Consider the following 24,583-nt stretch of genomic DNA (forward strand, 5'->3'; position numbering starts at 1 on the left):
CATATATGAAATATTGTGCAATCGCTTCCGGAAGTAATGGAAATTGTTATTATGTGGCAAAGGGAGAAGATGCGGTATTGATTGATGTAGGGATTAATACCAAACATATCGAATTGCGAATGGGTAATTTGGGAATAGATCCCTCACGGATCAAAGCTATTTTTATTACACATGAGCATTCCGATCACATACGGGGGCTGTCCGTTTTTTGCAAGCGCTATCAGATTCCGGTATACTGGACTGCGGGTACTTGTGATGGTTCCCGGCTTCATCTGCCGGCTCATCTCGTGCGTATTATCGCTGCTAATGCACGAATTAACATTGGTGAAATCTCCGTGCTGGGAATCCCAAAGTTTCACGATGCAAAAGAACCCTGTAGCTTCGTCGTAACGGATGGATCGACGAATGTAAGTATTATGACGGATTTAGGTCGAGGCTGTGATAATGTAAAGCACGTTATTCAACATTCCGATGTGTTATTATTAGAGAGTAACTACGACGAAGATATGCTGGAGGGAGGACGTTATTCTTATTATCTTAAAAATCGCATCCGTAGCGGATGGGGCCATATTTCAAATAAAGCTTCGTTGGAACTGTTTTTACAGCATCGATCGTCTCGGTTAAAACATCTTATTTTAGGACACCTTTCAGAACAGAATAACACCGTAGAACTTGTGGAGCAAACTTTTCTGCCACATTGTGAAGGCATCAGGCTCTCCGTTGCCACGCGCTATCAGGAAACGGATATGTTTTATTTGGAAGACATCTTACAACTTCGGCAGATTGGTGCGTAGGGGAGCAAAAAGTACAACATCCTCGTCATTTCCTGCCTGCGGTAGGCAGGCGATGAGGAATGAGGAATGAGGAAAAGCCCGAAGGCTGCCTCTGCTTCAACCCTTGCCTGCACACAGTTCGATTAATTTGTAAAAAAACTTTTACGCAGATACGAATAGATATTACCTAATTATCCCTTTTCAAATCTTCTAGCGTGAGATCGCCGATTAGTTTGCCCGGATTGAAAAAGGAAACATAGTTATCAAAAAGTTTTATCTGAAGGTCTATTGGACTTAGCAAACCATGTAAAATTGCCATTTCCCCGTACAGGTTTGTCAACCCGTTGTACAAAAAGTTGACAGATCTGTACAGGTTTGTGATAAATCTGTACAGAACTTTTAAAACTTTGTACAGGAAGTTTGAGAGTTTGTACAAGATGTTCAACTCTTCGTACAGAAGTTTCTACTTTTTGTACAAAGACAGTGATATTTTGTACAGCATGTTCAACATGCTGTACAAGTTGCTAAACATACTGTACAGGTTGCTGAATATTTTGTACACAATGTTGTTAGAGTTGTACGAGTTTCTGAACATTCTGTACGGCGAACTCAACAACTTGTACAGGGAAATGGCGATTTGTTGAGGGTGTAAAAAAGATTGTGGGAGGGCTGAAAAAACAGAATCCCTATCATTTAGTCGCAACATCCGCTATATTATTAATTAACGTGAGTTCGATATAAAACCTACTCATCATGCTATAAACATTAAAATCCTACGGATTTTTTTATACTATCATAAGGATCAGATATATTTGAGGGAAAACTAAGGTTCTCCGAATGGGCAAAAATAGCTAAATGTATCATCCGATACGGCGTTAAGAGATATAAAAGACTTGATGGAAAAAGGTATATCGAGACAAGGGGAACAAGGAGGTTGTAGTACAAATTATGAGTTGGCAGAACTATCAATCTAAGGAAAATAGAGGAGGTAAAAAAGTAATCTAAAGAACAAGCAGCCATTCGAAGGAATGGCTGCTTGTTCTTTAGATTTTTTAATTTAATGCGTTAATCAATGCGACTAGCTGAGACTGCGATGCGGTGTTGAGCTCGCTTTCGTTGATATGGATTATCGAGTTGTTCGCGATTGTTACTTCTTTGATCGCATAGGCGATAGAGCCATTGCTTTCTGATGTGAAAATAACATGTAGTTTGATGCCAACAGGGACAAAACCGTAGTGTTCAGAAAAGAATTTCTCCGCCTGACTGTATGTATCCAACTGAGCAAGTAGATTGGGTTGGTCTTCGTACGCCAGGTATACGGCAGAATTTTCATTATTATAAGCATTTGGCACAACGACTTTAATCTGTGTTTTTGGCCCGGTATGACTGTAAAAGCGATCTACGTTAGTCCAGCCAAATTGTCCGTTCCAAATGTTGTACGAGTTTGTTTTTTCATCTGCTCTTAGCCCTTGTTCCTGACCTCCGGCCTTATCTTTGTTGTCCCATTCCAGGTTGCCATCTGCATTAATATTACCTTCCCATAAAATCATACCGTAATCTAAGTCTCCGGTCAGATTAGCAGGAACTGTTACGTCGTAGTTGCATCTCGGCTTTAAGACTTTGTTGCCTTGCGTAATTCGAATATCAAATTCTCCACCTGTTACCAAGGGTAATAAATCGCCATCTTGATTCCGTCCCATTACCGGCTTATTGGTGATAACCATATTTCCTTTATCGTAGATTTCGACGAAAGAAAGTTGTACTTCTCCGGTGATTGGGTTGCCGTCCGAATCTTCCAGACAACTCGCGTGGATGGTTACAGTTGTTCCTTTGGTAGATGTAAAGACTATTCCATCCTCGGCATTAAACGTTTTGTTTTGTGTGAGATCATGTAATGCTTTATTACGCAGACTTTTAAAATTGGCTGCATTGGGTGCGGCAAATCGTCTGGTTTCGTGTTCTTTTTTACAAGAAATATTAATGAATAGCAAACTTGCTACTGCTAATAATTTGATTGTAGATAATGTTTTCATGATAATCAATTTTAATGTTTACAAATTGTTTATTATGTATCATCACAATCTAATGTTTGTTACCCCCTCGCTTTCAAAAAAAGAAAATTAAGCTAATTCCATCTTAAACAGGGTGGCTATATGGTCTTTTAATATTTCTTTCACTTTTTCCATATCCGGTTTATATCCCAGTTCTCTTTCCATGGAGGTCACATCTTTATCGTCTATTCCACAAGGCACAATATTTCTGAAGTAACCCAGGTCAGTGTTCACGTTAAAGGCAAAACCATGCATGGTGACCCATCTGGACGCACGGACACCCATTGCACAAATTTTGCGGGCCTTATCGTTATCGGGGTCAAGCCATACACCTGTATATCCGGGATAGCGGCCTGCTGCTATGCCATAATCTGCCAACGTCAAAATAATGGCTTCTTCAAGGGTCCGCAGGTATAAATGTATATCCGTAAAAAAATTATCCAAATCCAATATAGGATACCCTACAATTTGTCCGGGACCATGATAGGTAATGTCACCGCCGCGATTTATTTTATAATATGTAGCCTGTTTCTCCGCTAAGCCTATCTCATCCAGCAGTAAATTTTCGGGCTTCCCTGATTTGCCTAATGTGTATACATGCGGATGTTCTGTAAAAATCAAATAATTAGGTGTAGGAGTCTGTGTATCGTTTACCCTATTATCATGTTTTATAGCAAGCGACTTTGCAAATATATCCTCTTGCATAGTCCATCCTTGTTGGTAATCTACCAATCCCCAATCAATAAACTGTACTTTTTTATTCATTTTAAAGTTGTAGGTCTTAAACTGTAAGCTATACGTCTTTTGTTTTTTGACTCCATAGTAAACATGGTTCTTCTGGATACGATCTACCTCACTTGTTAATGCCATCTATCCACCGACAACATTAATACAATAAATTGTTATATGGATAACGCTCATTATGCATTTTCACAATGATATCGTATAACTTTGTTTTGAATTCTTCAATATTTGTTTTGTCTGTGGCCGAAATAAATATAGCAGGGTCTGAATTCTTAGCCATCCAGGAGTTTTTGAAATCTTCTAAGGTAACCTTAATTTCTTCTCCGTCTTCATCGATTTCAACAGGAGGTTTGTATGCGTCAATTTTATTAAATACGGTAATCATTGGTTTATCTAACGCATTGAGATCTTTCAAGGTTTCATTCACTGCGTGGATATGATCTTCAAAATGCGAATGCGATATATCTGCTACATGTATTAAGATATCTGCTTCACGCACTTCGTCCAAGGTGGATTTGAAACATTCGACGAGGTGATGGGGCAATTTGCGGATAAAACCGACGGTATCAGACAGTAAAAAAGGTAGATTGTCAATCACGACTTTACGGACGGTCGTATCAAGTGTTGCAAACAGCTTGTTCTCAATCAAGACTTCCGATTTTGAAATCATGTTCATAATGGTTGATTTACCCACATTTGTATATCCTACCAATGCTACACGAATCATTTCTCCGCGATTTTTACGCTGCGTCTCGTTTTGTTTGTCGATTTGTTTGAGCCGTTCTTTAAATAAGGAAATCTTATTCAGGATCATCCGCCTGTCACTTTCAATCTGACTTTCTCCGGGGCCGCGCATACCAATACCGCCTCGTTGGCGTTCCAAGTGGGTCCAGAGTCTCGTCAAGCGAGGTAATAAGTATTGTAGTTGCGCCAGTTCTACCTGTGTTTTCGCTTGTGCAGTTTGGGCATGTTTTGCGAAAATATCCAGAATCAGGTTTGAGCGATCGAGCACTTTTATGTTGAAAGATTTCTCAATATTACGTAACTGAGATGGAGACAATTCATCATCAAATACGACGATATCTATTTCTTCAGCATCTATAAAATTTTTAATCTCTTCTAGTTTTCCGCTTCCCACAAAAGTGGCGCGATCCGGATAAGCTAGTTTTTGGGTGAAAATACCTTTCGTTTCGCCTCCGGCGGTCTCCACTAAAAAAGCGAGTTCTTCTAAGTATTCTTTTGCTGTATCTTCGGATACATGTGGTGTTATTACAGAGACCAAAACTGCCGTTTCAGGCTTTATTGCGGTGTCGTATATTTTCGGTTTTGCCATTTAATGCTATTCTCTCTCTAAATTAACAATACTGCAAAGGTAATTGTTTTTTAAGAGATTTTATCCCAATTGAAAAGAGGAGAGCGTTGGTTGAGGTAATTAACCAGCAGCCTGTTTTTTTCGGAAGAAAGAGACGGATCTTCTTTGAATATCGCTATTGCCGTTGCGCGGGCTTCTGCCAGAATGGCTTGGTCGCTGGCTAGGTTTGCGATTTTCATATCCAGTACGCCGGATTGTTGTGTCCCGGAAATATCACCGGGCCCGCGCAATTGAAGATCGACTTCTGCGATCTCAAATCCATCATTGGTACGCACCATTGTTTCTAAGCGTTGACGGCCATCTTTACTTAATTTATTTCCCGACATGAGGATGCAATACGATTGCTCCGCACCACGGCCTACGCGACCTCGCAGCTGATGCAATTGCGAAAGACCAAACCGTTCGGAATTTTCAATGACCATGACCGAAGCATTCGGAACATTAACACCTACCTCTATAACCGTAGTCGCCACCATAATTTGGGTTTCGCCTTTGACAAATCGTTGCATTTCGAAGTCTTTGTCTTTTACGGGCATCTTTCCGTGTACGATGCTGATTTTGTATTGAGGCAATGGAAACTCACGCTGTAGATTTTCTAATCCGGCTTCCAGATACAGCAGGTCTAATTTTTCGCTCTCCTTGATCAATGGAAATACGACATAAACTTGCCTTCCTTTAGCGATTTCATCACGCATAAAGCCGAACATACGCAAACGTGAACTTTCAAAGAAATGAACCGTTTTTATGGGCTTCCGTCCCGCAGGCAGTTCATCGATAATCGAAATATCCAGGTCGCCGTATAATGTCATTGCCAATGTACGGGGGATAGGTGTTGCGGTCATCACGAGCATATGTGGTGGAATGGCGTTTTTGCGCCAAAGCTTGGCACGCTGCTCTACTCCAAATCGGTGCTGCTCATCGATTACTACGAAACCTATATTTTTGAATTTTACTTTGTCTTCTATTAATGCGTGTGTCCCGATTAGTATGTCTAGCGTACCTTCTTCCAGTTCTTGATGTAGTATGCGGCGTTCTTTTGCTGACGTGGATCCCGTTAATAATTTGATCGTACAAATGCCCTCACCGAGCAGTTCTTTCAGTCCCGTGTAATGCTGGGTCGCTAATATTTCGGTAGGTGCCATCATACAGGCCTGGTAACTGTTGTCTACGGCAAGCAGCATCGACATCAAAGCAACAACTGTTTTACCGGATCCTACATCCCCCTGTACCAGCCGATTCATCTGTGCTCCGGTGTTGGTATCCAACCGGATCTCTTTTACAACGCGCTTTTGTGCATTCGTGAGTGGGAAAGGTAATCGTTTGGTAAAAAAGGTATTGAACTTATCTCCCACTTGATCGAACCGATGGCCCTTATATTTCTGTGTATTGAGTTGTTTGTTGCGCAACAAACGCAGTTGAATGAAAAATAGTTCTTCGAACTTAAGTCGTTGGGTAGCTGCATTCAAGTCATTCACATGCTGTGGAAAATGGATAGCGACCAATGCCTGTGGATAGGGAATAAGCTGATGGCGCTCTAAGATATAGCTTGGCAGACTTTCCTGAAGTGTGTGAAAAACGGTTTCTAAAGCAGTTTGTTGCAGGCGCTGAAGGCCTTTCGTATCAAGGCTGAATTTTTTAAGCTTTTCAGTAGAAGAATACACAGGTTGCATGCTCATATTGCCTACTTTCTTCTCCTGGGAATTGTACAGATCCATCTCAGGATGTGTAATGGATAGCTGTCCGTTAAATTCTGTTGGTTTGCCGTAGATAATGTACGCAGAACCAATTTTTAGATTTTTCTTTAGCCAGGTGATGCTTTGAAACCACACCAATTCTATCATACCGGTATCATCCCTAAGCTGGCCGACTAATCTGCGTGATCGTTTCTCACCCAGCTCCTGAAGACTGATTAATCTCCCTAATACCTGTGCCCCCACTAAATCGGGATGAAGCTGTTTTATTTTATAAAATTTTGTCCGGTCAATATAGCGGAAAGGATAATATTGCAATAAATCGCCAATAGTGAATACCTGCAGCTCTTTTTTGAGTACATCTGCCTTTTGGGGGCCTACACCTTTGAGATATTCTACAGGGGTAATTAAACTTAAATTAGCCATTCTATTGAATGGCTAATTTACATATTTTATACTTATTTTCGTATAATCTTCTATATTGCTAGCCTGTATTTTGCACCGATTGCAAACCATCTTCTGGGCATAGGTACCGCAGCTGTTTCGATGTACGATTGATTGAAAAGATTGGTAATGTCGGTATAGAACGCGAGTTTAGACACGTCATAGCCAATGCGTAAATCTGTTATCAAATAAGCAGCCCGCTGTTCTCTCTTCAACAGCCTGTTATTGAAACTTACACTCAGTTGATTTTGTGTATATGTGGTTCTGAGCAGCAATTGATGCTTTAGGCTTTCGAGGCTGTATTTAGAATCCATCCCCTCAGATTTCATTGTATTTACCGGAGTCAGATAATTATAGCTTAAGGCGTATTGGAAACGCGATTTTGAATGAATCGGTACCACTTGACTGACCCTGAAATTAAATCCCTGCATCTTATTATTCCCGAAGTTGAATGGTTGGTAAGGCTCGTCTGTAGATTCTCTTATTCGATCTATAAACCCGGAAATATCCCTGTAAAAATATCCCGTTTGCAAGTCAAGATTAGATTTCTTGTAATGCAGGGCAAATTCATATTGCCAGGCATTTTCAGATTCCAGATCAGGGTTTCCGATATTGCCAGGCCGTTGATTGAGATATAGATCGGTAAAGGATGGGATGCGTTGACTTGATCCGATATTGAAAGCTAGTTTCCATCCCGGATGGAATAGATATCCGACATCTACGCCCGGGAAAACCTGCCACCCGTATTGGGTATTGTAATTCAGGTAACTTCCAATATTCCAGATCATGTTTTTAATGTGTTCGGTTTTAAACTCTGCATATACGCCATGATTGTACCGGTGATGATCGCCGATGTTGGTACTGCTGATCTCTTCTGAACGGCTCTCGACACCAAATCCAATATCGCCAATAGTCGTATTCCAAGCCGAATTTATCTCTGCTGACAGCACATCCGTATGGTGTAGAGACCGTGCTATGTTTAAATCGTGTCTAAAATAGCGGTAGTCATCCGCATTATAGCGATAGCTCACGCGGGGGCGCAGACTAAACCTGTCACTGATTTGATGATTCGATGAGACACCAACTAATTTTGTTTCTACGATTTCATAGGATTCCCTGTCGCCCGGAGCGGCGTAAAAGCCGTTGGCACCAAACTCATTGTATAGGTACCCCGCGGTTAGGTCTAATGTATTTCGCTCATCAAGCTGCATCCTACCTTGATAGAATACCTTAGTGTTTTCTGTGCTGCTGTTGTAACGTTGTCCGTTATATTTATCTTTGCTAATAGAGACTACGTGCTGATGCGTATTGAAGGCAAGATTTCCGCCTACCTGTAAGCCGCCTCCCCAATATAATCCTTCGCCATCGTTTTCTTCCTTCTTCTCAAAAGATGAACCTGCATAAGTATGGGCCGAAATAGTGGATTGTTCGGGTTTTGACGTTACTATATTTATAGCCCCTGTGAGTGCATTGATGCCGTATATCCGTGCAGCGGGTCCTTTTAGAATTTCGATTCGTTCGATGTTTTCTATGGATACGGGTATATTCATAGAATGGTGTGCTGTTTGCGGATCGGAAACTTTTATTCCATTAACCAGTACCAAGACCTGTTCGAACGAACCTCCATCTATACTGATGTCAGCCTGTGCTCCAAATGGACCGCGTTGTCGTATATCTACCCCGCCAATAAAACTAAGTACTTCATTAATGGATTTTACGGGCAGCTGTTCAATCTCCTGTTTCGTAATGATTTGTATGTTCCGGACATTTTTGTTGAACGGTGTTTGTAACCTGTTCTCAGATATGATGACTTCATGTAAAATCGTGGAATCACTCGTAGCTTCCTGTCCCATAGAAATCAAAGGGCTGATAAGGGAACAAAATAGTATTGACTTTTTTAACATTGTAGGGATTGTATTTTAAGTTGTTTATATAGAACTTTATCGTGTTCTTATTTTAGTTTTGGCAAAAGTCGTATCTTTCCGGCTAATTCAAGTGTGCCAGTTTTTATAATATGAGTAGTCCGGTTGATTTACCTTTTTTGAGTTTTATTCAGTTAGACAGGAATGTATCGAGCCCGGTTTATATACAGGCGGCCCAGCAGATCATCAATGCTATTCAACGAGGTCATTTGTTGATCGGTTCTAAGCTTCCGGGTACGCGGAGCCTGAGCGATGTCCTGCAGGTTCACCGCAAGACGGTGACAGCAATATATGCAGAATTAGAAGCGCAGGGTTGGGTCGAAGTTCGTCCCAATAAAGGTACTTTTGTGATTAATCCCGAAGAGGGTGGATTAGCCGCGAAAACCTCAGATATGCCTGTATCGTTGGCAAAATATCCCGAAAAAACGGGGTATTTTTTCATTAAATCAAATATACTGGACAGTCCTTTTGAGTATTCGCACTGTAGCTACGGATTTAACGATGGTGTTCCGGATATCCGACTGATGCAGATGCATAATCTATCCCGTATTTATAGTGCAACGATGAAACGCAAAAGTAATCGTAAAAAATTAGGAATGTACAATCAAGAGGGAAGCGAGTATTTCAAAGCACAGTTGAGCACTTATCTGAATCTTTCAAGGGGATTGCACATCACACAGGAAAATGTGTTAATTACCCGAAGTACAGAAATGAGTTTATATATTATCTCCCAACTGTTGATTACTACCGGTGATTTGGTACTTGTAGGCGAGTTGAGTTTCTTTTCTGCCAATATGGTGTTTCAGAAATCTGGAGCCCGTATACAGACTATACCCATAGATGATCAGGGGATCCAGGTAGACTATATCAGGGAGAATTTTGAACCGGGTGCCATTCGGTTGATTTACATTACCCCGCATCATCATTACCCCACTACGGTTACATTAAGTGCGCAGCGTAGAATAGCTTTATTACAATTGGCGAGTGAATATGGGTTTGTGATTATAGAAGACGATCATGACTACGATTTTCAATATGAACAATCTGTTGTAATGCCCCTGGCGAGTGCAGATACACAGGGGATGGTTATCTATATCGGGACCTTTGGCAAATCATTGGCTCCCGGTTTTAGAACAGGTTTTGTGGTGGCTCCGTATAATTTAATGTGTGAGATGAGGAAATATCTCGGGATTATAGACCGGCAAGGAGATATTATTATGGAGCAGGCTTTAGGTGAAATGATTGAAGAAGGAGATATCAATCGTCACTTGAAGAAATCACTTAAAGTCTATCGTGAAAGGCGTGATCTATTCTGTGCATTATTAGGCGATTTCCTTCCTGACGTTGTTTCCTTTAAGAAACCCACAGGTGGGTTGGCCCTGTGGACAGAATGGAACGTTCCGTTCTCGTTGTTAAAGTTTGCCAATAGCTGTATCCGGGATGATCTTTTTATTCCTAAAACCTTACTGTATCAAAACGCTAAAGTGACGGCTATGCGTTTGGGATTCGGACATTTAAATGATTCCGAAATGGAACAGTCGGTCGCTATTCTTAAATCAAGGCATGACAAAATGAGGTGCTAACTTTTTTGCAAATCTCGAAAGTCAAACTATTTTTTAGATAACCGCTTTATGGTTTTCCAATTGAAAAGTATGATAGCAAGCGCAATAATGATATAGGCGATATATTTATGAGGGTCTACGGTTTCTTTAAAATAAACCACGGCTAAGGTAAATGCGATCAATGGATTAATATAAAGAAGTACGCCTGTAGTGGTCGAAGAAATCTTTGTTAACGCATACATGCTCAAATAAAGTGGGATGATCGTAAATAGCACGGCAATGACGAGGATGGTAGTCCAGAAAGTAGCGGAATCGGGAATGCTGTGCTGATTGAAGATCAACTTTGGAATGACGAATACAGCACAGACGAATAGCTGAACGGCGAGTACATTGAGCTTGTCAAACCCTTGTGCTACGCGTTGAATAATCAAATATAGTGCATACAGCAAACCTACTGAAATAGACCATATTACTTCGGTTATCGAACCAGAGGCAAGCATTCCTACACTGATCATAGCTAATAATAAGGCTGCTTTTTTGACGGTTGATAGTTGTTCTTTAAGAATTATATAGGCCAAAACGGCTGTTAGCAAGGGACAAATCAAATAGGCAAAAGCCGCGGATTGTATGCTGACATGATTAATGGCGTAGATATATGCAAACCAGTTTCCAAATATCAGGACAGACGCAAGTAAGGTCAGTGAGATGATTTTTTTCTTTTCCGCGGGGCGTAACGATCGATAGTGGACGATATCCGTATGCAATACGGATCTACGGAAAATCAAGATAAAACTCCAAAGGATAACCAATGCCGTGAGGATCCGGTAGTAAAGTATGTCTTCAGCGGGATAATCTTTTACCCATCGAATGGCGATAGACATAAACCCCCAAATTAGGGGTGCTAAAAAAGCCGCTAAGAAGTACTTTCCGCGGCTTTCCGATTGTTGTATTTCTTTTCTCACTACGCTTTCCAGGCAATCACCGATATTTCTACGTTTACGTTTTTGGGGAGTGTTTTTACTGCTACACATTCGCGTGCCGGCTGTGCGGTATTAAAGTATTGGGCATACACCTCGTTAACCGTAGTGAAATCACCCATGTCGCTCAGAAAAATTGAAGCTTTCACCACATCTTCAAAGCCATATCCTGCGTTTTTCAGGATCGCTTCTACATTCTTCAATACCTGATGTGTTTCGTCTGCCACACCTGATGTTACCAATGCCATCGTTTCCGGAATCAACGGAATCTGACCGGAGACATATAAAGTTTTGTCGGCTTTGATCGCCTGATTGTAAGGGCCGATAGCAGCAGGAGCTTTTTCGGTATTTAAAATCTCTTTTTGTGACATGATCTATTTTATTTTGAAAAGAATATTTTATAAACAATAGCCAAGATGAATACCAAAATAGCAATCATGTTCATTATTCGCATGGCACGAATATTAAATTTCGATGATCCCGATACTTCTGCCTTTTGACCTTGGTTCATAGTGCTAAGGTACGATGGTAGCGCGTAAAGCCCAAATAATTGCTGCATATTTTATTATATTGCTGCTTAACTTTACATCAATGGGATCATTTATAATAGAAGCTGTCGAAAACGGTGTGAATTATACCGGTATTTCGCTGGATGAAGCTGACCTACAGAGGGAGTGAACATTGAAAATTAAATGGTTAAATATTGTAAAAAAATCATGGTAATGGCATGGTTTTAATTATGAAGCAAATCTTATTGTGTTTTTTAACGTAGCTTTGTAGACTATGAAGATTCAAGTTATCAAGTTTTTGACCCTATTGGGGATTGTTGCAGGTCTATTTTTTGGATGCTCATCTAAGCGCAATAAGACTCCGATAGGTAATCCTGTCGAAAGTGCGGTTACATCTGTAAAATTGGATACATTAAAGAAAGAGCAAGCTCCTGAGAAGGCCAAAGATACGTTGCGCGCGCCAAGTTATACGCAAGCGGTAAGTCCGAAAGAGGAAGAGACTTCTATCAAAGTAACGTTGCCTAGAGTTCAACGCGAATTTCGTGCGGCTTGGGTAGCTACGGTTGCTAATATCAATTGGCCGTCCAGAAATAATCTATCTACAGATCAGCAAAAAGCAGAAGCCGTTCATCTACTGGATATGTTAAAAGAAAATAACTTCAATGCTGTTATTTTTCAAGTCAGACCATCTGCTGATGCGTTGTACCAGAGTCAATATGAGCCTTGGTCATATTTTCTGACTGGCGAAATTGGCAAAAAGCCTTACCCTTTTTATGATCCACTGGAATTCTGGATTGAAGAGGCACATAAAAGAGGTTTAGAGTTACATGTTTGGCTTAATCCCTATCGTGCCCATCACACCAATGGCGGATCAGTAACTGGGCAATCAATGGTAAATCGCGCATCCGACCATATCGTGCGGTTAAAAAACGGAATGTATTGGTTTGATCCTGCGGATCAACGTACGCAAGATCACGCTGCTGCGGTTGTAAAGGATATTGTGAAACGCTATGATATTGATGGCGTTCATTTCGATGATTATTTCTACCCTTACGCATCTTATAATGGGGGAGCAGACTTTCCGGATAACAAAACATGGAATGCCTACCGCAGTGCAGGTGGACACTTATCGCGTGCAGACTGGCGTCGATATAATGTAAATAAATTTATTGAACGCGTATATGCAGATATTAAAGCCGAAAAGAACTATGTCAAATTCGGACTTAGTCCATTTGGTATTTGGAAACCGGGCTATCCAGCCGGAGTGACAGGCTCTTCGCAATACGATGAATTGTATGCAGATGCCAAGTTGTGGTTGAATAAAGGGTGGATTGATTATTTTACCCCCCAGTTGTACTGGCCTATTAACCCTTCGAAACAAAGCTTTACCGCACTCTTGAAATGGTGGCAATCTGAAAATACGCATAATCGTCATCTATGGCCAGGACTGAATACGGTGGGTGTGAGTGTGTCTGACAAACCTACAGAAATTGTGAACCAAATTGAAGCGACACGAGAAATCATACCAAATAGCGTAGGTGCGGTTCATTGGAGTATAGCTGGGCTGACAAAGAGTCCAACAATGTTAAACAAGATTAGTAATGGGCCATACAGGCAAAAATCACTTATTCCTAAAAGTCCTTGGTTATCTGCGAATCCTCTTTTACAACCCACTTTATTGCTGACGATTGAAAAAGGAAATATTTTTGCTAAATGGTTACATAAGCAACCTGATCAAGTTTTTCACTGGGTACTTTATAGTCGCTATGGCGATACATGGGAGACAGAGATTTTGGATGCTAATATCACAGCGATGGAATTTGGAAAGTCCAAAAACGGTAAGAATTTGAATGCTGTTGCTGTTCAAGCAATAGACCGCTTAGGCAATGAGAGCGAGTATATAGCGAAAAGTGTTAAATTAGATATATAATATACTTGTTGGTGATCTCTGTTTTTGGTTTTTTATCCCAAAAACAGAGGAGAGACTGCTTATCTATAAATGTCTTATGTACTGAAGCGTCACGGAGTGCACACCGATACCGCATTGGTCATCCCATAGTTCCGGACGAAATAGTCCTGTTTGTGAATTCAAAGCATTTTATCTAAGTTTATTGGAGAATTTTAGAGGAGCATGTTAGATAAGTATCTGCCGAAAATAAGTGCCAATCAAAAACAATGGATTGGGGTAAGTATAGTTGCCTTACTCGTGGTAGTAGGTGTGGGAATAGTTGTAGGTTTATCCAAAAGAGATGCTTCTCTCCGGGAAGCGGTTGATAAGGCTCAGCGTAAACTTAAGGGCGTACACAAAGTAGACCTTCAAATCCAGAAATATCAGTTTGAAGGACTTAATACGGTTGTGCTGGAAGATGTTGTTGTTATTCCCGAAGATAGGGATACTTTGTCGATGATCCAAAAATTGAAGGTCTCTATCCGGCTTTTACCATTGCTGTTTGGTCATGTTAAAATTGCGGATCTCCATTTGTACAATGGAAAGGTTGCCTTTGTCAAGAAAGATTCGGTGAGTAACTATGACTTTTTATTTCGGAAAAAAGAAAAGGATACAACTGTCATTGAAGAGCCGACAGAACGTAATTTTGCGGAGTTCGTTGAAAAAATTGCAAAGCAGGTGTTTTCAAAAGTCCCCAATGATATGCAAATGGTGCACTTTGAAGTCTCTTATAAGGATGAGAATATATCGCAAAAGATTCGTATTCCAGAAGCAATCATTGATGACGGAGATTTTGAAACCAGTATGTTCTTAAACGAGCATGATGCCGAATGGATACTGAAAGGACACGTTGACGGAGATGCACAGCAGCTCAAGGTGGCGATTTCTGCAAAAGATAAAAATACCGAAGTTCCTTTCTTGAAGAGCAAATATGGGTTGAAAGTAAGTTTCGATAAGCTGGTTTTCGATCTCAACCGGATTAAGAAAGAAAGTAAGAACCTGTTGTTTATCGAAGGAGGGTGGGAGTACGAAAATCTTGTGGTTAATCATGATAGATTGTCCGATCAGGACATTGTTCTTCCTCATGGTATAGCCGAGGGGGGAATTCAGGTTGCATTTGATTATATTGCATTAAGTGAGGATACACGTGTTACCGTGGAAGATTTTACCGTAAGTCCGATATTGAAATATACATTAAAGCCTCAGCGGAAACTTGAACTGGCAATACATACCGGAAGGTTCAACGTCCAGCGTTTTTTTGACGCCATCCCGCAGGGTCTGTTTGAGAGTTTGGAAGGTGTAAAAGTAGAAGGTGATGTGAAATATGATTTGGATTTTTCGGTCGTATTGGATGACCCCGATAATCTGATGTTTAAGTCGCGCATCGATGATGCAGATTTAAAAATTGTGAAATGGGGGAAGGCAGATATCAATAGATTGAATTCCAGCTTTGTGTATGAAGCATACGATGATACTACGATGTTGCGGACCTTCGTTGTCGGTCCGGAAAATCCGAAATACGTTTCTTTAAATAACATATCTGAAGTTCTAAAAACAACAGTCCGGAACACGGAAGACCCCTTTTTTTTTAAGCACAAAGGGTTTGAAGAAGAAGCGTTCAAACTGTCCATAGCGACAAATATTAAAGAGAAGAAATTTAAAAGGGGGGCCAGTACGATCTCCATGCAGCTGGTGAAGAATGTATTTCTGAACAGGAAAAAAACGATGAACAGGAAACTGGAAGAAATCCTGCTGGTATGGCTCATGGAATCTTCCGGACAGGTGAGCAAGAATCGGTTATTTGAGGTCTATTTGAATGTGATCGAATGGGGAAAGAATATATATGGAATTTCAGAAGCCGCTAACTATTATTTTTTAAAGCAGCCGGCCGACCTGAATATCGGCGAAAGCCTCTTTCTGTCCAGTATTATTCCTCGCCCAAAAACGGGATTGAACTCATTCGATTATACCGGTCAGCTCAAATCATGGGTACAACGGCATTTTAATACTTATGGCGATATCATGCACAAAACGGGTGAACTGAAAAATGTTTCTATCCCTGATAATTATGGGTTCTATGAAGTCGTTTTACAGCCCCAGTTAAGACCTGCGGCACCGGTAATGAGGGATACGGCTACTTTTGATTCGGATGTAATTGATGCGCATGAGCAAATCATGCGTGATATAGAGATGGAAGAAAAAACAAAAAAATCTATTTTGGATAAACTATTTCCGTTATAAATAAATGCAAAACATTTTATCTAAGTTTGATTAAGAAAGAAATTAAGCATGAAGGCTATAGAAATAGATGATCTTTATTTTGAACCGTTTATTGAATACGATCAGATCAAGAAACGTATTCGCTTAATAGGTATTGATCTCAACGTAAAGTATGAAGATAAGCACCCCGTATTTGTAGGCGTGCTCAATGGGTGTTTTATGTTTATGGCCGACTTGATGAAGCAGGTGCATGTGCCTTGTGAAATGTCTTTTGTTAAACTTGCGTCCTATAATGGAATCAATCAAGGAGAAATAAGTGAATTGATCGGTGTGGGCATGGATTTACGTGGAAGAGATGTTATCCTTGTCGAGGATATAGTGGATACCGGTAAATCCTTAAAGCATACAATGGATGCTTTGGAAGGGTTGGGGGTGAATAGTGTTGCGGTATGCACGTTACTTTTAAAACCTTCCTGCTTAGCCTATCAATTTGATAATATCATGTATGTGGGGTTTGAGATTGATAAAGAATTTGTCGTCGGTTATGGTCTTGATTACAATGGTCAATGTCGTAATCTTCCGGATATTTACCGTCAGGTGATTAAATAATGCAGACGATAAGAAGAAGATGTACATGAGCACGCTTCGGTGGGTTTGTGAATACAAAGCATTTTATCTAAGTTTGGATGCAATGAATACGCTAGGCAGGAAACGGCAACGTATAAAAAAATGGTATTATGTGGTGACTATATTTTTATGGTTCATCGCTATCCCCTTTGGTTACTCTCAACATCAAGATACCCTATTTCAAGATGAGGGTACAGCAGTTCGGTTGGATGCCGGATTTAAGCAAGGCGTAGATTCTTCCTATGTAGACCTGCTTTTTATTAATCCCGATCGAGCACATTATTTTGTGGATAAATATCGAGATGATCTTATTGTAAAAGGTAATGATTTTATAGGATGGATTACATTTTCGAACCGGTTAATCAAAGAAAAGCAGATTGATATTATTCCAGCATTCCATAAAGTCCAACGGCCCGATTGGATAATTGGCGTATTGATATTGTTGTTTCTTGGTATTGGGTTGATTCGGTTTTTCTTTCCTGTAGACTTTCAGCGTATCATTGAATCATATTATAACGAGCGGGAGCTTCAACAAATTAGTAAAGAAGATAATATAATGACCTCTTGGCCTTATATTTTTTTGTATCTGATTTTTAGTTTGTCTTTAGGACTGTTTTTATTGATTTATCAATCGCGATTTGATGATATAAATGCTCTTAATCCGGTGAATTTTCTTAAAATTTCGGGCATCGTTGCCTTACTTTTTGGACTTAAAATATTAATTATTCGTATCATCGCTTTCATCTTTGAAATTGAACGAATGGTGCGGGAATACATTACTATACTTTATTTAGTGTATTTTAATAGTATGCTTTTTTTGATGCCCGTATTGCTGTTTGTTACGTTTTTACCGAAGTCCTACTTTAATTTTTTGTTAATTTTGTTTTCGATAATTGTATCTATTCTGTTTCTATATAGGTTTTTACGAACGGCCTGGGGATTATTAGGTAATCATAAGTTTTCAATCTTTTATTTAATTCTTTATCTTTGCAGTCTCGAAATCACGCCGATTTTAATATTAGTGAAAGCACTAAGTAATTAAAGAAAAGAATTTTATGCAGATTGATGTAGCAAGAGCCAAAAAAGTAAAGAGCATTTTAGTAACTTTATCCAAACCCGAAAATGACAAATCTCCATACTTTACTTTAGCAGAAAAGTATAATTTGAAATTAGATTTCCGTGGATTTATACATGTTGAAGGTGTATCAGCAAAGGATGTTCGTAAAGATCGGATCAATTTTGCAGATTATACCGCTGTAATATTTACAAGTAAAAATGCGGTAGATCATTTCTTTCGTGTATGTGAAGAAATGCGTTTTGAAGTTTCTGCAGAGATGAAATATTTCTGTATATCCGAAGCTATCGCGCTATACTTGCAAAAGTATATTCAGTATAGAAAGCGCAAGATTTTCTTCGGTAAGCAAACTGCACAGGATCTGGAAGAAGTGTTGAAAAAACATAGTAAGGAAAAGTTTTTGTTCCCGTGTTCTGACGTTGCGAATGAAGAAACGCAAAAGTGGTTGCAGGAAAACGGTTACAATTTTACGCCGGCGGTATTATTCCGTACAGTGATAACGGATATTACAGATCTGAAGGATGTTTTCTATGATGTGATCGTCTTTTTTAGTCCTTCGAGTGTACAATCCTTATATGAAAACTTCCCCGACTTTGTTCAGAATAATACTCGTATAGCTGCTTTTGGAGCGAGCACACAACAGGCTCTTTTGGAGCGTGGTTTGATCCTTGATATTCCAGCGCCGACACCAGCGGCACCGAGTATGACCATGGCAGTCGAACAATATATCAAGCAGGTAAATAAATAAAACTTGCATGATTAGGAGCAATATAAGTAAAGAAAAAAGTTCCTTGAAAGTTCTTGAAGACGTTTTAAAGTATATTCTTTTAGAAAAAAAGTAGTGAAGTCACTACTTTTTTTTATATTCAAGAGTTTTTAAGTTAAAAGATGTTAAATGTAGTGTTAGATTCACATTTTTTTGTTTTTTTTTGTGAGTGCTTTGTTGTAAGCAATTAACCTGTAGTTGTACATGCTTTTTGAGAACGGATTATGGTACATTAAGCTTAGAATTGAATTTTTATGAATTACAAACAGTATAAAATTATATTTGGTCTTTTATTCGTATTTACCTCTATGGTTAATATCAGTTGTAAAGGGCCAGGTAATTCTGGCGAACTAGTGGGGGTTAAGCTTGAAAAATTAAAGGCTAACAGGACTCCTTATGGAATGGTGTTGGTTCCGGGTGGTACATTTATCATGGGGCAGTCTGATGAAGATATTACGTTCTCCCAAACCGCTCAAAATCGTCAGGTTACGATCGCACCTTTTTATATGGACGATACGGAGATTTCCAATAGCGAATACCGACAGTTTGTGTATTGGGTTCGTGATTCAATTCTTATCCACAATTTTTTGGGTGATGATACATACTTTATACAGGGGGCCAATGGCGAACGTTATATCGATTGGGGTAAAGTGTATAAAAAATCACCTTGGAATACCAAAGATCAGAGCCAGAAAGAAAGATTTTCGAGTATGTACTATCAGGGTGAAGACCGTATCTTTGGAAAGAATGAATTGGATGTACGCCTATTGAAATATCATTATGAATGGTACGATTTGCGTGCGGCAGTAGACGGTAAAAGAGACCCTAATAAAACGCGGTCCGATTTTATCATGCGGGATACGATGTTAGTGTATCCGGATACTACGGTTTGGCTGGCGGATTTTAGTTACGCGGCTAATGAACCGATGGTAAATGGTTATTTCTCTCATCCTTCATTTGACGATTATCCGGTTGTCGGTGTAACTTGGAGGCAGGCACAAGCTTTTAACTCTTGGAGAACCCAGCTGTTTAACAATGTCGCAGCCAAGTATAAAGAAAATCCGAGATTTGATTATCAACTACCATCAGAGGCTGAATGGGAATATGCTGCCAGAGGTGGCAAGATTGGAATGCAATATCCTTGGGGTGGTCCGACGGCACGTAATGCAAGGGGGTGTTTGATGGCCAATTTCAAACCCGGAAGAGGAAATTATATTGATGATGGTATGGCTTATACCGCTCCGGTTTACGCATATTTTCCAAATGATTTTGGATTATACAATATGGCTGGTAATGTGGCAGAATGGACGCAATCAAGTTATAATGAGTCTGCATACTCTTTTGTGCACGATATGAACCCAACTTATACCTATCATGCGAAACCAACAGACCATGAGACCATGAAGCGTAAAGTAGTACGAGGGGGGTCCTGGAAAGATGTAGGATATTTCTTGCAGAATTCGGCGCGGCAATACGAGTATCAAGATACTGCAAAATCATATATTGGTTTTAGATCTGTAACAAAATATGCGGGAGTAGCTTACTAACATTATTTAGAATTATAAACTTTATTAACGAAGAAAATGGCAAAGAAAAAGAAATTCGGTTTTAGTATCAATACATTGATCAATTGGGGTGCGACAGTAGTTATTATCGGTTTAATGTTTAAAATATTGAATTTCAAAGGTGGGGAGTGGATGATCGGTGTCGGTTTAGCGGTAGAAGCCCTTTTATTCTTTATTATGGGATTCATGTCTGCCGAGAAAGATGTGGATTGGACGCGCGTTTATCCGGAGTTGGATGAGGATTTTGGCGGTGAGCTGCCAGCTAGAAGCACGTCTTCAAATACAGCGCAGCCTGTCGCGATGGGTAATACTATTGCGTTGGATAGACTGTTGCAGGATGCTAAGATCGATGAGAACTTGATCGGTAATCTAGGAGATGGCCTGCGTACATTTGGGGATAAAGTAGCTTCTATTTCTAAAGTAGCTGATACAGCTGTGGCTACCAATCAATTTACGGATAAATTAAATGCCGCTTCAATAGGAGCTTCGCAATTGAGTCACGCTTTTGAGCGTGCGGCTGCGGATTTACAGACCTTTAATGAGTCTTCTGCGGATATGTTACAATTCAAGGAACAAGTGGGAACCTTCAATAAAAATTTAGCCTCATTAAATGCGATATATGGCAATATGTTGTCTGCCATGAATGTTAATCGTTCATAAAGTAGTAGTTTAATTTAGAAAGCGAATAAGGGAAATTACACATTATGGCAGGACAAAAAGAGACACCAAGGCAACGGATGATCAGTATCCTATATTTAGTGTTGCTAGGCTTAGTGGCATTAAATGTAAGTGATTCGATATTGGATGCGTTTAGAAATCTTGGTAATAGTTTAAATACCTCTACACAAAATACGCAATCAGGTATTGATAATATGTTTCTCGCTTTTCGGGAAACCAAAATGAAAGAGAATCCTGAGCGTGCGCAACCTCTTTTGACGAAAGCCGAACAAGCACAGGCTTTGGTTGGTAAATTGACCAACAAACTTAAAGAGTATAGCCAGTTATTAACCACTGAAGGGGGAGATATAAATGAGGAAACAGGCGATGTGAAGTTCAGAAGCAGTACTTCTATTTCACCAAGATTAATGATTAATCAAGGGCGTGGAAAAGAGCTTAAAAATATGATCAATTCTACTGCTGCAGAATTGAAAAAATTGACAAATGATGAGGTAAGCTTTACTTTATCTGCGGAAAATCCTGCACCTCGTGGAGGCGTTAAAAAATCGTGGGAACAAGCTAATTTCGGAGATGGTATTCCATTGACAGCAGCTATCACAGCCTTAGAGAAAATAAATGCAGATGCAAAGAACGCAGAATCTGCAGTCGTAAAGCATATTTTTGGGAAGATGGATCAGGCGGTCGTAAACTTGGATAAATTTGCTGCGGTAGCTGTTGCGCCTACATCGTATTTAATACAGGGGCAGCCTTATACTGCGAAAGTCTTTCTGACAGCTTATGATTCCAAGTCTTCGCCTCAGATTTCTGTGGGTGGAAGCACTTTACCTGTTACAGAAGGACAAGGAATATACAGCGTTAATACCTCTACTGAGGGTGTGTTTAACTGGAAAGGTACTATTCGTGTTCAGCAAACGGATGGAACGGTAAAGACGTACGAAACGGAACCGATGAGTTATCAGGTTGCGCGTCCTTCGGCTGTCGTCTCTCCGGATGCGATGAACGTATTGTATATTGGTGTAAATAACCCGATTTCGGTATCGGCACCAGGTATTCCAAAAGAGAATTTGCTGGTTTCAGGTTCTTCGAATGTTTCGATCTCTGGGTCGGGGGGTAAATATACTGCGCGTGTATCTTCTACAGGTGAGGCTACTATTGATGTTTCTGCGAAAATAGGCGATAAGACACAACAATTAGGTAGCACAAAGTTTCGTGTGAAACGTATTCCTAAACCGACAGCACGTCTAGCGGGCAAAACAGGTGGACGTATATCTGCCGCGCAATTGAGGGGACAAAATGTGGTTTCAGCTTCGTTAGATAATTTTGAGTTTGATGCTAAATTTAGTATCACGAAGTTTAATATGTATATTGCTAAACCTCGGGTAGACCCAATAGGGCCTTATCAGTCTTCCGGATCTTCATTCTCCGAAGCAATGAAAACTGCGTTAGGTGGGGTTACATCGGGTTCTGTTGTGATGATTTACGATATTGTAGGTGTTGGCCCCGATGGGGTAGCACAAAACCTGGATGCGATTACATTTCAGGTAACGAATTAATACGAAACAAAAGAGCTATTATGAAGAAGATATTATTATCAGTAGCTGTCTTAGGATTTTCGTTGAGTATATATGCTCAACAAGGGAATTTATCGAATAGCACGAAACCGGTTCAAGTATCAGACGATCCTCCTGTGGATGGATATGTCGTGAAAACTGATATCGAAAATCGTAAGGTTGTTCCTTATGCTGCCATCAGACAGACGGATGTAGCTTTTAGTAAGCGGGTCTGGCGGGAAATTGATCTGAGAGAGAAGTTGAATCAGGCTTTTGCTTCACCAAAATCTAGACTCATGGATATTATTGTGAAAGCGATACAAGCTGGTGAATTAACAGCTTATGATCCGACACCCACTGAAAATGACCCCAATGGAGATAGTTTTAGGAACATATTACCTGCAGATCAGGTAATGGCTAGGTTGGGTGGAGATAGTGTACTGGTAGAAGAGTATAATGAAAATAATGAAGTGATTAGTTCACACTACGAAAGCAGGGCATTTAGCGGCGAGAACGTGATAAAGTTTCGTATTAAAGAGGATTGGATTTTTGATAAGCAACGGTCTGTTTTTGAACCGAGAATTATCGGTATCGCTCCGCTAATCACACCAAATATCCCGGGTATGGACTCGAATGTAGGCTTGCCGGTAAATAGTGATGGAGCTGTAGGGGCAGGGTATGATCCATTTGATCCTTTTGCTGTTCCGCCAGCAAATGAAGGAGCTCAAACAGCAGAAGTTCTGTCTAGTGAAGTCCCTTTTCCTGTCGATAACGGTTCATTAGCGATGACCGTTGATCCAACACCTGCATTTTGGATTTATTTTCCAGATGCCCGCCATGTATTCGTGAATAAGGAAGTGATGAATAGACGTAACGATGCAACGGGATTAAGCTATGATGATGTGTTTGTTAAAAGGTTATTCTCTAGTTATATCGTGAAGCAATCAAATACAGAAGACCTACGGATTAAAGATTATATCCGTGATGATATCGACAGATTGTTTGAATCCGAACGTATCAAAAAGACGCTGATGGATTACGAACAAGATTTATGGTCTTATTAATTATAATGGTGATTAAGTGATATCAGTCACTTAAAGTTTTAAAATATTTCTACATATTGTCAGCCGAAAATATGTACGGCGAATCTTAAAGAGATTTCTTTAAGGACAATAAGATGCAGAAATATTTTTTTATGTTTGTATAAGTACTAAAAGGGAATATTTTGAAATTAAAACCAGTTAATAGTATCTCAGGAATGGCTCCAAAGGACTTTGTGAGAGATTATCTTAATAAAGGCCAACCGGTTATCATCAAGGATTTCATTAGCAAAGATAGTCCTTGTTGGGCAAAGTGGAGTTATGACTATTTCAAGGAAATAGCGGGCAATGAACAAATAGATGTATATGGACGAGAGGAAGAATCTCAGAATCATGCCGCGAGTCCACCGATAGGCCGAATGAGTTTTGGGGAATATTTGGATACGATAGGTAGGGAACCAACCGAATTACGTCTTTTCTTGTTCAATCTGATGAAAATCAGACCTGAACTCAAAAAGGATATTATATATAATGATGTTACAGGAGGTAAAGTGTTGCAATGGCTTCCTTATATGTTTTTTGGAGGAGAAGGATCCGCTACGCGTAATCATTTTGATATTGATATGTCGCATGTATTTATCTCACAATTTCAGGGAGCAAAACGTATCTGGTTATTTCCAAATGAGCAGTCTGATCTGATGTATAAATTGCCGTACAATTTTCACAGTATTGCTAATCCAAAGAAGAGCAGTGAGCAAGATTATCCAGGGTTACGGTATTTGGATGGTTATGAGGCTGTCATTTACCCGGGAGATACACTTTATATGCCGGCTGGATGGTGGCATTATATTCAGTACGAAACAGAAGGGTATTCTATTTCTGTGAGGGCATTAGCGAATTCGGTGAGTGAGAAATTGAAAGGTGCACGTAACTTGTTCATCACACGTCATTTTGATGATACTATGCGTAAGATATTTAAAAATAAATGGCTTGATTATAAGATTGAGATGGCTAAAAAAAGAGCCAGTCGTGCTATTTCCAAGCACACAAAAGGATAATGGGGTAGCTT

The 24,583-nt window shown here is 39.9% G+C and carries 21 protein-coding genes; 12 read left to right on the forward strand and 9 right to left on the reverse strand.

What is annotated here, in order from left to right:
- The first annotated feature begins 5 nt into the window (after positions 1-5).
- Positions 6-794 (forward strand): MBL fold metallo-hydrolase, encoded by a 789-nt coding sequence (locus tag E4F24_RS03025; protein WP_140937114.1) that lies wholly within the window; start codon positions 6-8, stop codon positions 792-794.
- A 166-nt stretch (positions 795-960) separates the two neighbouring features.
- Here the strand turns inward: E4F24_RS03025 and E4F24_RS14055 are convergent, their stop codons facing one another.
- The 6 genes from E4F24_RS14055 to E4F24_RS03050 all read right to left on the reverse strand — a co-directional run bounded on the left by E4F24_RS14055 (position 961) and on the right by E4F24_RS03050 (position 8,928).
- A complete protein-coding gene (locus tag E4F24_RS14055; RefSeq protein WP_262708989.1) occupies positions 961-1,092 on the reverse strand; it encodes a hypothetical protein in 132 nt (43 codons plus the stop codon).
- Positions 1,093-1,825: 733 nt separating this feature from the next.
- The gene (locus tag E4F24_RS03030; protein WP_140937115.1) at positions 1,826-2,806 is read right to left on the reverse strand and encodes a hypothetical protein; all 981 of its coding nucleotides are present in this window, start codon (positions 2,804-2,806) and stop codon (positions 1,826-1,828) included.
- A gap of 87 nt (positions 2,807-2,893) precedes the next feature.
- On the reverse strand, positions 2,894-3,589 hold the full coding sequence (gene lipB, locus E4F24_RS03035) for a lipoyl(octanoyl) transferase LipB (protein ID WP_140937612.1): 696 nt from the start codon (positions 3,587-3,589) through the stop codon (positions 2,894-2,896).
- A gap of 121 nt (positions 3,590-3,710) precedes the next feature.
- Positions 3,711-4,901: a GTPase HflX gene (gene hflX / locus E4F24_RS03040; RefSeq protein ID WP_140937116.1), complete on the reverse strand. Its 1,191-nt coding sequence runs from the start codon at positions 4,899-4,901 to the stop codon at positions 3,711-3,713.
- 50 nt (positions 4,902-4,951) lie between these two features.
- Complete coding sequence (gene recG, locus E4F24_RS03045; RefSeq protein ID WP_140937117.1) at positions 4,952-7,057, reverse strand: ATP-dependent DNA helicase RecG; 2,106 nt, start codon at positions 7,055-7,057, stop codon at positions 4,952-4,954.
- A gap of 50 nt (positions 7,058-7,107) precedes the next feature.
- A complete protein-coding gene (locus E4F24_RS03050; RefSeq protein ID WP_181182348.1) occupies positions 7,108-8,928 on the reverse strand; it encodes a TonB-dependent receptor plug domain-containing protein in 1,821 nt (606 codons plus the stop codon).
- Between the two features lie 161 nt (positions 8,929-9,089).
- Between E4F24_RS03050 and E4F24_RS03055 the strand changes: the two genes are divergently transcribed.
- Positions 9,090-10,580: an aminotransferase-like domain-containing protein gene (locus E4F24_RS03055; RefSeq protein ID WP_140937119.1), complete on the forward strand. Its 1,491-nt coding sequence runs from the start codon at positions 9,090-9,092 to the stop codon at positions 10,578-10,580.
- A gap of 26 nt (positions 10,581-10,606) precedes the next feature.
- On the opposite strand, the gene E4F24_RS03060 is transcribed toward E4F24_RS03055, so the two are convergent.
- Genes E4F24_RS03060 through E4F24_RS03070 form a run of 3 tightly spaced genes read right to left on the reverse strand, consistent with a single transcriptional unit; the run spans position 10,607 to position 12,095 of the window.
- Complete coding sequence (locus E4F24_RS03060; RefSeq protein ID WP_140937120.1) at positions 10,607-11,521, reverse strand: EamA family transporter; 915 nt, start codon at positions 11,519-11,521, stop codon at positions 10,607-10,609.
- Positions 11,521-11,907: a RidA family protein gene (locus tag E4F24_RS03065; protein WP_140937121.1), complete on the reverse strand. Its 387-nt coding sequence runs from the start codon at positions 11,905-11,907 to the stop codon at positions 11,521-11,523. Before E4F24_RS03065 ends, E4F24_RS03060 begins: the two co-directional genes overlap by 1 nt.
- Before the next feature lie 8 nt (positions 11,908-11,915).
- Positions 11,916-12,095 (reverse strand): DUF6728 family protein, encoded by a 180-nt coding sequence (locus tag E4F24_RS03070; RefSeq protein ID WP_140937122.1) that lies wholly within the window; start codon positions 12,093-12,095, stop codon positions 11,916-11,918.
- A gap of 224 nt (positions 12,096-12,319) precedes the next feature.
- On the opposite strand from E4F24_RS03070, the gene E4F24_RS03075 reads away from it, so the two are divergent.
- The 10 genes from E4F24_RS03075 (at position 12,320) to E4F24_RS03120 (ending at position 24,572) form a co-directional block, all read left to right on the forward strand.
- Positions 12,320-13,975 carry a glycoside hydrolase family 10-like protein gene (locus E4F24_RS03075; RefSeq protein WP_140937123.1) on the forward strand — a complete coding sequence of 552 codons (1,656 nt, stop codon included), beginning with the start codon at positions 12,320-12,322 and terminating at the stop codon, positions 13,973-13,975.
- Positions 13,976-14,176: 201 nt separating this feature from the next.
- Positions 14,177-16,234 (forward strand): transglycosylase domain-containing protein, encoded by a 2,058-nt coding sequence (locus tag E4F24_RS03080; protein ID WP_140937124.1) that lies wholly within the window; start codon positions 14,177-14,179, stop codon positions 16,232-16,234.
- Between the two features lie 48 nt (positions 16,235-16,282).
- The gene (locus E4F24_RS03085; RefSeq protein ID WP_140937125.1) at positions 16,283-16,822 is read left to right on the forward strand and encodes a phosphoribosyltransferase; all 540 of its coding nucleotides are present in this window, start codon (positions 16,283-16,285) and stop codon (positions 16,820-16,822) included.
- A gap of 25 nt (positions 16,823-16,847) precedes the next feature.
- Complete coding sequence (locus tag E4F24_RS03090; protein WP_181182349.1) at positions 16,848-17,882, forward strand: DUF4271 domain-containing protein; 1,035 nt, start codon at positions 16,848-16,850, stop codon at positions 17,880-17,882.
- A 13-nt stretch (positions 17,883-17,895) separates the two neighbouring features.
- Positions 17,896-18,663 (forward strand): uroporphyrinogen-III synthase, encoded by a 768-nt coding sequence (locus E4F24_RS03095; protein ID WP_140937127.1) that lies wholly within the window; start codon positions 17,896-17,898, stop codon positions 18,661-18,663.
- Between the two features lie 272 nt (positions 18,664-18,935).
- Complete coding sequence (gene porK / locus E4F24_RS03100) at positions 18,936-20,228, forward strand: T9SS ring complex lipoprotein PorK/GldK (protein WP_140937128.1); 1,293 nt, start codon at positions 18,936-18,938, stop codon at positions 20,226-20,228.
- A gap of 36 nt (positions 20,229-20,264) precedes the next feature.
- Entirely contained in the window at positions 20,265-20,906 is a 642-nt protein-coding gene (gene porL, locus E4F24_RS03105; RefSeq protein ID WP_140937130.1) for a type IX secretion system motor protein PorL/GldL, read from the forward strand.
- Between the two features lie 44 nt (positions 20,907-20,950).
- Positions 20,951-22,477 carry a type IX secretion system motor protein PorM/GldM gene (gene porM, locus E4F24_RS03110; protein ID WP_140937132.1) on the forward strand — a complete coding sequence of 509 codons (1,527 nt, stop codon included), beginning with the start codon at positions 20,951-20,953 and terminating at the stop codon, positions 22,475-22,477.
- Between the two features lie 20 nt (positions 22,478-22,497).
- The gene (gene porN, locus E4F24_RS03115) at positions 22,498-23,538 is read left to right on the forward strand and encodes a type IX secretion system ring subunit PorN/GldN (RefSeq protein WP_140937134.1); all 1,041 of its coding nucleotides are present in this window, start codon (positions 22,498-22,500) and stop codon (positions 23,536-23,538) included.
- A 161-nt stretch (positions 23,539-23,699) separates the two neighbouring features.
- Positions 23,700-24,572, forward strand: a complete 873-nt coding sequence (locus E4F24_RS03120) for a cupin-like domain-containing protein (RefSeq protein ID WP_140937136.1) — start codon at positions 23,700-23,702, stop codon at positions 24,570-24,572.
- Positions 24,573-24,583 lie beyond the last annotated feature (11 nt).

Source organism: Sphingobacterium lumbrici (assembly GCF_006476045.1).
Lineage (GTDB): Bacteria > Bacteroidota > Bacteroidia > Sphingobacteriales > Sphingobacteriaceae > Sphingobacterium > Sphingobacterium lumbrici.